Genomic DNA, 11,050 nt, shown 5'->3' with positions numbered 1-11,050 from the left:
TGGAAAACACCTAGCCTTCCATTAATTCCTTTTCTTTTGCATTCGCAATATCTTCAAGGTTCTTAATTCCAGCATCTGTTTCGTTTTGAACTTTCTTTTCAAGATCATGGAATTCATCATCATTAAAGTCGCCGTTCTTGTTACCCTTCTTTAAGTCATCCATCGCTTCACGACGAACATTTCGAACTGCAACTTTTGCCTTTTCTAATTCAGCTTTAACGTCCTTTACTAATTCTTTCCGCCGATCTTCAGTTAATTGTGGGATGATTAAGCGAATTGAACTTCCGTCGTTTTGAGGAGTTAATCCTAAATTAGATGCATAGATTGCTTTTTCAATTTCTTCAAGCACGCTTTCGTCATAAGGGGTGATTAATAATTGCCGTGCTTCTGGAATTGTGATTGATGCAACTTGATTTAATGGAGTTGGTGCTCCGTAATATTCAACTTTAACAGAATTTAATAAACTTGCATTGGCTTGACCCGCACGAATATCAGCAAGTGTCCGCTGAAGTGCATCACCTGATTTTGCCATTTTTTGTTTGGCATCATTTAAAATTTCTTTTCCTGTAGCCATTTAGTCTCCTTCAATTGTTGTACCAACTTCTTGACCAGTTACTACTTTCATAATATTGCCTGATGTGTTCAAGTTGAAGACTACCAATGGAATATGATTGTCCATCGATAGTGAACTAGCAGTAGTATCCATTACATGTAAATTCTTTTCAATGATATCCATATGGGTTAAATGATCAAACTTAGTAGCATCCTTAACTTTATTTGGATCAGCTGAGTAAACGCCGTCAACCCCATTTTTACCCATTAAAATGGCATCAGCGTTAATTTCTGCTGCTCGTAATGCAGCAGTAGTATCAGTTGAGAAGTAAGGACTTCCTGTTCCACCAGCAAAAATAACGATTCGATCTTTCTCTAAATGACGAATAGCTTTCCGCCGAATATATGGTTCAGCAATTTGGCGCATTTCAATTGAAGTTTGTACCCGGGTAGGAACACCAATTGATTCAAGCGCATCTTGAAGTGATAAGGCATTCATAATAGTTGCTAACATTCCAATGTAATCAGCTTGCGCACGTTCCATCCCTAATTCAGCACCAGTAACACCACGCCACATGTTACCACCACCAACAACGATGGCAATTTGAACGCCCAAATTATGAACTTCTTTTAATTCTTTAGCTACATCCTTTAAAACGGGTGGGTTAATCCCAAAACCCTTGTCGCCAGCTAATGCTTCTCCACTGAGCTTTAAAATTACTCGCTTATATTTAATATCTGCCATATGATATCCTCCTTGAATTGGTAAGTTAATCTTTAAAAAAGGACGCACTTAGTTCATTTGGTCCTTAACTTCTTGAGCAAAGTCATCTTGCTTTTTTTCGATTCCTTCACCGACTTCGTAACGAATGAAGGACTTCAACTTACCATTCTTGCTTGAAACGTATTGTTCAACAGTTTGGTCAGAATCCTTAACAAAGTCTTGATCTGCTAAACAAATTTGTGAAAGGAACTTGTTTAAACGACCTTCAACAATCTTGTCAACGATCTTTTCAGGCTTTCCTTCGTTTAAAGTTTCTTCCTTGAAGATAGCACGTTCATGGTCAAGACGTTCTTGAGAAACATCATCACGAGTCATGAATTCAGGGTTGATAGCTGCAACGTGCATTGCAACGTCTTTAGCAGTGGCATCGTCAGCACCTTCTAAGACAACCAATGCAGCAATTTGACCACCTTGGTGTAAGTATGCACCAAAGCTATCGCCGTCATCCTTTTCTACAACAGTAAACCGACGAAGGCTAACCTTTTCACCAGTTTTTTGTGTAGTACTGATAATATCATCATTTAATGTGCCATTTTCAGTCTTGATTTCTAATGCTTCTTCAACATTAGCAGGCTTGTTTTCACTAATTAACTTAGTAACCTTCTTCAATAAGTCCTTAAATGGTTCACTAGCAGCAACGAAATCAGTTTCTGAATTCAATTCAACGATTGCAGCTGTATTGCCATTAACAGCAATATCAGCTAAGCCTTCAGCTGCAACACGATCACTCTTCTTGGCTGCCTTAGCAATACCCTTTTCACGAAGGTAGTCCATTGCTTTGTCCATGTCACCATTACTAGCAACTAATGCCTTCTTAGCATCCATGATACCGGCACCGGATTTTTTACGTAATTGCATAACTTGAGCAGCTTTAATTTCAGCCATTTAGTCTTCTTTACCTTCAACGCTGTTCTTCAAGTTCTTTAATGAATCTTCGCTAACAGTTTCGTTAGCAGCGTTATCATCAGCAGTTTCTTGTTGAGCATCGTCTTGACCTTGCTTACCTTCAACAAAAGCATCAGCCATCTTTGAAGTGATTAAGCGAACGGCACGGATAGCATCATCGTTTGATGGGATAACGTAATCAATGTCGTCTGGGTCAGTGTTAGTATCAACCATAGCTACGATTGGAATGTGTAACTTTTGAGCTTCCTTAACAGCGATTTGTTCCTTGTGAGGATCAACAATGAACATAACATCTGGGATCCGTGGCATATCTTCAATACCACCAAGGAAACGTTCAAGCTTTTCACGTTGCTTAGTTAAGACAGCAACTTCCTTCTTAGGAAGAACATCAAATGTACCGTCTTCGCTCATCTTCTTAAGTTCCTTCAAACGAGCAATCCGTGATTGGATAGTCTTCCAGTTGGTCAAAGTACCACCTAACCAACGGTGGTTAACGTAGTATTGACCTGCACGAATAGCTTCTTCTTCAATAGCATCTTGAGCTTGCTTCTTTGTACCAACAAATAAAGCAACACCATCGTTAGCAGCAACATCTTTCATGTAGTTGTAAGCAGTATCAATTAACTTAACAGTCTTTTGTAAGTCAATGATGTAAATACCGTTACGTTCAGTAAAGATGTATTCTTCCATCTTTGGGTTCCAACGACGAGTTTGGTGACCGAAGTGGACACCGGCTTCAAGCAATTGCTTCATAGATACAACAGACATTTAAAATTTAACTAGTTTATCTGAGGTGCCAGTTTTAATCAAATCTAGATTGGCGGACAAACTCATCTTAACCATATTTTTAATTGCTTGATCAGTATAGAAAGCAATATGTGGCGTGATTAAAACATTTGGCCGATCAACTAAATCCTTAAATTCGTTATAATCAACTTCTTGGAAATCAATTTGCTGGTTAAAAATCTTGGTTTCACCAGTCATTACGTCTAAAGCAGCTCCTCCGACTTTACCGCTATTCAACGCTTCAATCAATGCCTTTTCATCGACTAATGGTCCACGTGCAGTGTTAACCAGTAAGACCCCGTCCTGCATCATTGCAAATGTTTTTTCATTAAGCATTTTATCTGTCGCTGGAACATGAGGTAAATAAAGCGAAATAATTGTTGCCCGTTTATATAATTCATCAAGGCTAACGTATTCAACAATTCCTTCTAGTTCCTTATTTTGGTGACGGCTATATGCAATCACTTTTGCACCAAAACCAGCAAAGATTTTAGCTGCTGTGGATCCAATGTTTCCTGTTCCAACTATCCCGACAACCTGCTTATTCATTTCCTTAGCAATATGCGGTGCCCAGTTATAATCTCCTTTTGCTAATTTTAAATAAAATTCTTTTGTTCGACGTAAAAGGTTGAGTGCTTGAGTAACTGAAAATTCAGCAATTGCAGCTGGGGAATAAACTGGTACGTTAGTAATTTGGAAACCAAGTTCTCGTACTAATTCATGATTAAGATTATCAACCCCAACATTCCGCAATGACATCTTTGTAATACCATTAAACGCTAATTGACGTAAGGCCTCGTCTGAATAAGGCTTTTGCTGGAATACTACTACTCCATCGCTTCCTTTAGACAAGTTGACTGTGCTTTCGTCTAAAAGTTTAGTTGTTGAGTCTACAGTTACTTCAGGATGTTCCTCTTGCCATTCCTCAATGTAAGGGACTTCATCCTGATAAACACCATACATATAAATCTTCATTTAATTCCTCCGTAGTTTCAATAAATTAACACCATGGTCTAGTAAAAATTTTTCTTTTTGGCGGCGGGTTTGATGTTTAAAATAATATTCCGCACTTAAGGCATCATGCTTTGATTCAAATTCCTCTGAATAAATAAGCTTTAGTGGATGACGCTTTTTCACACGAGTATATTTTGCCCCTTGATAAGTTTGATGAGTATGAAAGCGCCGTTTAACATTGTTGGTAAAGCCACAATAAAAGCTATTATCTGCACAATACAATACATAAATATAGTATTTCTCACTTGCCATTCACTTGCCATATAATAACTCCTGAACCGCTGGAGTATACTGGTTATCTGCTCCATGAACAATCAATGGTGGTACTACTTTTACTCCTCCAGGCCGGCCATCCTTAATCACTTCAAGCAACAAAATATTCGCATCACGATCAGGTTTAGGATGAATAAATTGAATTCTTTTAGGTGCTAATCTATTTTCCTGACACACTTGTAAAATCTCACCTAAACGATCTGGACGATGCACAAGATACCCATGACCATTCATTTTTAATAAGCCATTCATCTTTTTAACAACTGTCACTAAATCAGTCGCTATTTCGTGACGAGCAATCGCTAAAGCTTTATTTGGATTCTTCTGGCTTTGGGCTGTAACTGGGAAATAAGGAGGATTACAAAGGACAATATCAATCGAGTCCTTAGAAATATAATCATTAACGTTTGCGATATCATCATTAATGACGGTATAACGATCTTGTAAATCATTTAGCAAAATTGTCCGTTCAGCCATATCAGCAATCTGTGGTTGTAATTCAACTTCGGTAAATGTTCCGCCAAGCTTATCGTGGAGAAAAATGCCGATTGCCCCATTTCCAGCGCACAAGTCAACAATTTTTAATTTCTGTCGATGATTGGGACGCACAAAGTTTGCTAATAAGACAGCATCTAACGAAAAAGCAAAATAATGGGGATTTTGGATTATCCGTACATCCTGACTATATAACTGATCAATTCTTTCATCCTTTTTTAAAATATTTCTGTTTTCCATTTAAAATTCATCATTCTTCGGCTTTGGAGGAACAATATATTTATAATTGGGATCAATTTGTCTATCTAATTGGTCAAAGGAGTCTTGCATTTGCTTTTCTAAGTCAGCCTGTACTTCGGGAGTGAGCCGTTGCTTTCGGTCAATATAAATAGGCTTCCCAAATGCAATTTGGCGCGGCTTACGGGTAAATAGCTGGCCAAATTTTAGAGGTCCCTGGTAAACAGCAGGAACTAAGGGGACGTTTGCCATTTTAGCGATCACGGTGGCCCCGCCTTTTAATTTAGATGAGTAGCGTGATCCGCTAGGGAAAATAATGGTCGATAAGTCAGTCTTCTTTAAAATTGTAACCGGCTTTTTAATAGCAGACGGACCTGGATTTTTCCGATCAACCGGATAGGCATTTAGTGCTTTTAAGAATTTGCTAGCAATTGGATTCTTAAAAAGTTCTTTTTTAGCCATGAAGCTAAATTTTTTGGGCCATACGGCAAGCGCTAGTAAGACAGGATCCATCCAAGTACGATGAGGTGCAATAATAATATAATTGCCTTCAGGGATGTTTTCCCGATTGTATATTTTAGGTCGTCCGTTAATCAAATTTAAAAATGGATTAACGATTTTAACGAGGAAAGTGTACAACATTTATTTACGATTTGACTTTTTAGCTTGTGCTTTCATCGCTTGCATCATTTGATGTAATTTACGACTTGATGGTTTTTGTCCCATTTGAAGCATCATCGTCCGCAGCATCTCTTCCGAAATCGGTGGATTATTGCGGAGGTAGTTTTCCATGTATTTACGTGCACCAAAGAAGCCGATAACCAAACCGACTAATAATGCAAGAATCATTAGCATGATCGTCATACCCACTTAATCGTCACGAAGTCCTTTTTTACGTTGAATTTCACGAACCTTTTCAGGAGTAACCTCTTTACCTTCTTTATCAAAAATCCGCATCATTTCAATATTACTACGCATTGCTTCTCTAAAGTTCTTTAGGTATTCCTTACGTAAACGATCTCGTTCTTTAGTTTCTTCCTCAGTTAAACCTTCTTCTTTATTCTTATGAGCAAGTTCATTAATTCGCTTCAATAAAGCATCTTGTTCTTTCGATTCAGCCATTTAGAAAATATGATCACGAAATAGTCCCACTACTTTACCAAGGATTTTTACATTGTCTAAGAAGATTGGCTCCATCGTATCATTTTCTGGCTGTAAACGAAAACGTGTTTTTTCTTTATAGAATCGTTTACAAGTAGCTTCATTATCATCATTCATTGCAATAACGATATCACCATTTTTAGCGGTGGATTGTTTACGCACAATTACTTGGTCGCCATTAAAAATCCCTGCTTTAATCATACTAGTTCCACGAATGGTAAGCATAAACAAATCATTATTATCTTGAATAGAAGGAGGTATCGGGAAAAACTCAGTAGCATTTTCAACTGCTAAAATTGGTTGCCCAGCCGTAACAACACCAAGCATTGGAATTTCTTTTTGAATCGGTTTTACACCTAAAATATCAAGTCCCTTGGGTGTGATCTCAAGTGCTCGAGGTTTAGAAGGGTCTTTTTGTAAGAATCCTTGTTCAATTAAGCGAGAGATGTGTCCATGGACTGTTGAAGTTGAAGACAGGCCAACAGCACTACAAATTTCACGAACAGTCGGTGGATAGCCATGATCTTCAACTTGTTTATGAATATAATTTAGGACGGCCATTTGTTTATTTTTTGCTACCTTTGCCATTTATTTGGCTTCATAAATCCGTTGATGATCCTTTTGCCCTTTAAGAACGAAAGGTAATGGATCATTAGTAACATCAAACTCGATATCCTGGTCATTCATTCCTAATTGACTACTGAATAGTTTTTCGTATTCTGCTACCGAAACCTGGTGACGATGTTCTAGTTCTTCTTGAATATTATTCATATAATGCTCGTAGCCATCTTCTAGGATTCCTGTGTAGAACTCTCCTTCTGCACCAGAACCATAGCTAAATAACCCAATTCGGCTTCCAGCTTTTAAGTCACTATTTTGTAACAATGACATTAATGATAAATATAGGGAGCCAGTGTAAAGGTTACCAACTTGACGTGAAAATAGTTGACTTGCGGTTAATTGTGTTCGTAATCGTTGAGCTACCTCATCATTACGATCTTTGAGCAGCCCTTCTAACCCTTTCTTTCCCATTTTAGTAAATGGCATATGGAATGTAAGGGCAGCAAAATCTGCTAATTCTCGCCCAGTTAATTGCTGGTAACGGGTAAAAGTTTGAAGGAAAAATTCAATATAAACATTAGTAGAGTATTTTCCATCTACTAAAGCTTCTGTTGCATATAACGGCCGCCAAAAGTCCATTATATCCTTACTATAAGCAACCGTTGTATCTTCAAGGGTTAGGATGTGAGGGTTCCGCGAAATCAGCATTGCAACTGCTCCAGCTCCTTGAGTCACCTCTCCTGGCGTATTTAATCCATAACGAGCAATATCAGCAGCGATCACCAATACAGTTTCTTGAGGATTAAGCGCCACTACTCCCTTTGCAAATTGGATAGCAGCTGTTGCAGAATAACAAGCCTCTTTCATTTCTACCGTTCGGGTGAAGTCGCTAAGCCCTAATAAGCGTTTAATGTAGATTGCACTCGCTTTTGAATTGTCAATTCCTGACTCAGTTGCCACAATTACTGTCGAAATATTTTTTTCTAATTCCGGAGTAAGCAATTTTTTCGCTGCCGTAGCTCCTAAAGTCACAATATCTTGCGTAGGTGGCACAACTGCCTGTAGATCCTGTCCAATTCCAATGGTAAATTTATTAGGATCTACGCTGCGTTCTTTTGCTAATTCAACAAGGTCTAAATAGTCATTTGTTGTTGCAAAAGCCATTTTGTCAATACCAATTCTCATTTATAACTGATCCATCGTCTTATTTAGTAATTCATCGACCTTATTATTTCCAGCATTCGTTGCATGACCCTTAGTCCAATCAAAATGTAAATTAGGGAACTGAGGTAAAAGGGTAACTATTTCTTCCCATAGCTTCTGATTTGCTACCGGCTTGCCACTAGCAGTTAACCATCCCCGTCGCTGCCAATTAGTTAACCAGCCTTTCATAATTGGATCAAGTACGTAATGTGAATCCAAAATCGCTGTAATTGGTTGATCTTGGAGGCCAAGTTCTAATAGTTTAGTTAGTGCTTGAATTAAAGCTGTAATCTCCATTTTATTATTAGTAGCCCCAAATTCGCCAGCAGTTCCTGTATAAGCTTGATCTTTAGTTTGAATAAAATAAGCCCAGGCCGCTTTATCATCTGCCTTAACATGCTGTCCCAATTTATTGCCATGATTACGGGAGCCTCCATCAGTATAAACAAGAATGTTATCAGAATAATCAACCGTTTTAGTCGATGGTACGATATTTCCCGTAGCCTGAAGCCACTCATTAGCACCTTTAAACGTTAAAAAGCTTTTGAACTTAGCATTCGGATATCCATTAACTTCCTTCTGACATTCAGCCCAAGTTTTATATATTCCTGGATGACGACCTTTTTTGACTGCATAATATTTTTTTACCATAGTTAGTGTAAGATTTTCATAGGTTGGATGAATAATTCATCTGGTCGTGGAAATCTTTTTTGTAGACCAATTTACTTATTTACAAAAAAAGAAAAGACCAGTAGCCTTTAGTGTGTCGAATACTAAGCGGTTGTTTTTAGGGGTAATTACATCATATCAGGAACGATTTCCTGTGTACATAAAAACCGGATGATGAATTGTTCAAAAAATTCATCATCCGGTTTTTATTTGGACTAGGAGTTTTTTCCCAGCCTCTTATTTTATTTATTATTTAAACTGATCCTTAACATACTGTGCATATAGTGGTGTTGTCTTTAATAATTCTTGATGGGTTCCTGCGCCGGATACTGTTCCATTTTCGATAAAGTAGATTTTATCGGCATCGACAATCGTACTTAAGCGATGCGCAATTACTAGTGTCGTTCTTCCTTGCATTAAGTCTCCCAATGCTTTTTGAACCATCGCCTCTGATTCAGCGTCCAAGCTAGCAGTGGCTTCATCAAGCATTAAGATTTTTGGATCGCGGAGAAAAGCTCGCGCAATCGCTATTCGTTGCCGTTGTCCCCCAGAAAGTTTGATCCCTCGTTCACCAATTTCAGTTTCTAACTGATCTTCCATTTCACTGACAAAGCCATCTGCATAAGCCATTCTTAACGCGTCCCAAAGTTCCTCATCTGAGGCTTCTCTCCGTAATCCATAAGTTAAATTATCACGAATAGTTCCTGGCATTACAGCGGCATCTTGGCTTACGAGACCAATTTGTTCACGCCATTTGGCTAAGTCTACATTTTCGATATTCTCTTCACCGATCAAAATTTCCCCACCTGTTGGCTTATAGAAGCGTTCAATCAACGAGAAAATAGTTGACTTTCCTCCACCAGATGGGCCGGCAAAAGCTACCACTGCATTAGGTTTAGTTTCAAAACTAACATCTCGTAAGACTGGCTTACCTTCCTCATATGCAAAATCAACATTCTCAAATTTCAATGGTGCACTCGCAATATCTTTTTCTGCTTTATCAGCAGCAAATTCTTCTGGTTCAGTTAAGATTTGTTGGATACGTTCCGTGGCTCCGCTAGTCTTTGCCATATTATTAAAGAGCTGACTAATTACAACAACAGGACTAATAATCTGGAAAAGATACATTAAAAATGAAACTAAGGCGCCCATTGTCATTGCACCATTCATAACGCGAATTGCTCCGTAACCAAGAATCCCAAGAAACATTATCATCATGAGCATGTTTGTAATTGGTTGCGTTACTGAGTTAATCAACGCTTCTTTTCTTCCGACATGATATAAATTATCGATACGACGATTTCCCTTTGCCAGTTCATGTTCTTCACCGTTTGAAGACTTAACTAATCGGACCTCACCCAATACATCGGTGGAATCACTAGCAAATTTTGCTAATTCATCTTGCCGAACCCGACCAATCTTACGCGACTGATTCATCACTGGTAGCATGACTAAAATCACTAAAGGAACTGCCACAAACATCAACAATGTCATCCGCCAATCCATTGCTAACATAATAACCAGTGCACCAACGAATTGTAAAAGCGATGTCATTGCATTTGGTAATGTTGAAGCAAGCAAATCCTTCACCTGTGACGTATCATTAACTAATCGTGAACTGATTTCGCCTGTTTTAACATCATCAAAATATTTTACAGGCATTTTAAGTAGTTTTTGCCATAATTGTTTCCGTAATTTAGAAACAACATTTTCACCAAAAATTCCTAATAATAACCCTGATAACGCACTTGTGATTAATCCTGCTATAAAAATTACAACTGTTAAAATTACCAACGTTAGACTAATACTCTTAAAATTATTAATTAACTTTTGCGCTAGTTGAGGAACAAATAGGTTAGCACCCGTGGAGATAAAACCTAGTAAGATTCCCACAAAAAGCTTAATATACTGCGGATGTAATTGATTTATTAAACTAAAGAAACTTCGAAAACTAAATTTATTTCTGCTCAATTATTTTTTTAGATTGCTATTAATATTAGTCATCCCTTTAACTATTGCATCAATATCTCTTTCATCGAGGCGGCTAATAATCTGCAAATAAGCTTTATCAAATATTTCTTTAACCTCATTAGTCTTTTCTTCACCCTTTTTGGTAAGAAAAATACGCTTAATTCGTGCTGACTCTTGATCCGCCTTCCGGATAATATACCCGTCGCGTTCAAGATTTTTCACCATACTAGTAACACTAGCATTCCGTAAATGGAAATGGTCACCTAATTCTCGTTGAATAAGCCCAGCGTGTTTTTCTATATAAAAAAGCGTATGTGCTTGCTGTGGAGTTATATCTAATTCAGGGGCAAGTTCAGTATAAAAATGCTTCATGTTAATCATATAGTTCTGCAATAAACGGTTCATTTGCTCAAATTTATCTTTTTTTAATGTCATTGA

The 11,050-nt window shown here is 37.8% G+C and carries 15 protein-coding genes; all 15 read right to left on the bottom strand.

Going from position 1 to position 11,050, the window contains the following annotated elements; genetic code table 11:
• Positions 1-10: 10 nt before the first annotated feature.
• Complete coding sequence (gene frr, locus HHK02_RS08170) at positions 11-574, bottom strand: ribosome recycling factor (protein WP_035157866.1); 564 nt, start codon at positions 572-574, stop codon at positions 11-13.
• Positions 575-1,297 carry a UMP kinase gene (gene pyrH, locus HHK02_RS08165; RefSeq protein WP_003671153.1) on the bottom strand — a complete coding sequence of 241 codons (723 nt, stop codon included), beginning with the start codon at positions 1,295-1,297 and terminating at the stop codon, positions 575-577.
• Between the two features lie 48 nt (positions 1,298-1,345).
• Positions 1,346-2,221 (bottom strand): translation elongation factor Ts, encoded by an 876-nt coding sequence (gene tsf / locus HHK02_RS08160; protein WP_003671155.1) that lies wholly within the window; start codon positions 2,219-2,221, stop codon positions 1,346-1,348.
• Positions 2,222-3,010, bottom strand: coding sequence for a 30S ribosomal protein S2 (rpsB, locus tag HHK02_RS08155; RefSeq protein WP_003671156.1), 789 nt, complete (start codon positions 3,008-3,010; stop codon positions 2,222-2,224).
• Positions 3,011-4,003, bottom strand: a complete 993-nt coding sequence (locus HHK02_RS08150; protein WP_003671158.1) for a D-2-hydroxyacid dehydrogenase — start codon at positions 4,001-4,003, stop codon at positions 3,011-3,013. It abuts the gene before it with no gap.
• Positions 4,004-4,294: a GIY-YIG nuclease family protein gene (locus HHK02_RS08145; RefSeq protein WP_003666858.1), complete on the bottom strand. Its 291-nt coding sequence runs from the start codon at positions 4,292-4,294 to the stop codon at positions 4,004-4,006.
• Complete coding sequence (locus HHK02_RS08140) at positions 4,295-5,050, bottom strand: tRNA1(Val) (adenine(37)-N6)-methyltransferase (protein WP_085678240.1); 756 nt, start codon at positions 5,048-5,050, stop codon at positions 4,295-4,297.
• Positions 5,051-5,689, bottom strand: coding sequence for a lysophospholipid acyltransferase family protein (locus tag HHK02_RS08135; RefSeq protein WP_085678237.1), 639 nt, complete (start codon positions 5,687-5,689; stop codon positions 5,051-5,053).
• On the bottom strand, positions 5,690-5,911 hold the full coding sequence (locus HHK02_RS08130; RefSeq protein WP_035153308.1) for a YneF family protein: 222 nt from the start codon (positions 5,909-5,911) through the stop codon (positions 5,690-5,692). It abuts the gene before it with no gap.
• Between the two features lie 6 nt (positions 5,912-5,917).
• Entirely contained in the window at positions 5,918-6,169 is a 252-nt protein-coding gene (locus HHK02_RS08125) for a DUF896 domain-containing protein (protein WP_003674333.1), read from the bottom strand.
• Positions 6,170-6,796 (bottom strand): transcriptional repressor LexA, encoded by a 627-nt coding sequence (gene lexA, locus HHK02_RS08120; RefSeq protein WP_003666853.1) that lies wholly within the window; start codon positions 6,794-6,796, stop codon positions 6,170-6,172. It lies immediately after the preceding gene.
• A complete protein-coding gene (locus HHK02_RS08115; protein WP_098047182.1) occupies positions 6,797-7,954 on the bottom strand; it encodes a hydroxymethylglutaryl-CoA synthase in 1,158 nt (385 codons plus the stop codon).
• Complete coding sequence (locus HHK02_RS08110) at positions 7,955-8,623, bottom strand: ribonuclease H family protein (RefSeq protein WP_087214933.1); 669 nt, start codon at positions 8,621-8,623, stop codon at positions 7,955-7,957.
• Positions 8,624-8,890: 267 nt separating this feature from the next.
• Positions 8,891-10,612 carry an ABC transporter ATP-binding protein gene (locus tag HHK02_RS08105; protein ID WP_181462279.1) on the bottom strand — a complete coding sequence of 574 codons (1,722 nt, stop codon included), beginning with the start codon at positions 10,610-10,612 and terminating at the stop codon, positions 8,891-8,893.
• Complete coding sequence (locus tag HHK02_RS08100) at positions 10,613-11,047, bottom strand: MarR family winged helix-turn-helix transcriptional regulator (protein ID WP_181462278.1); 435 nt, start codon at positions 11,045-11,047, stop codon at positions 10,613-10,615.
• Positions 11,048-11,050 lie beyond the last annotated feature (3 nt).

This window comes from Limosilactobacillus reuteri (genome assembly GCF_013694365.1).
GTDB classification, from domain to species: domain Bacteria; phylum Bacillota; class Bacilli; order Lactobacillales; family Lactobacillaceae; genus Limosilactobacillus; species Limosilactobacillus reuteri_E.
Note: the sequence above shows the minus strand (reverse complement) of the source record. Positions and strands in the feature narration are given on the sequence as shown.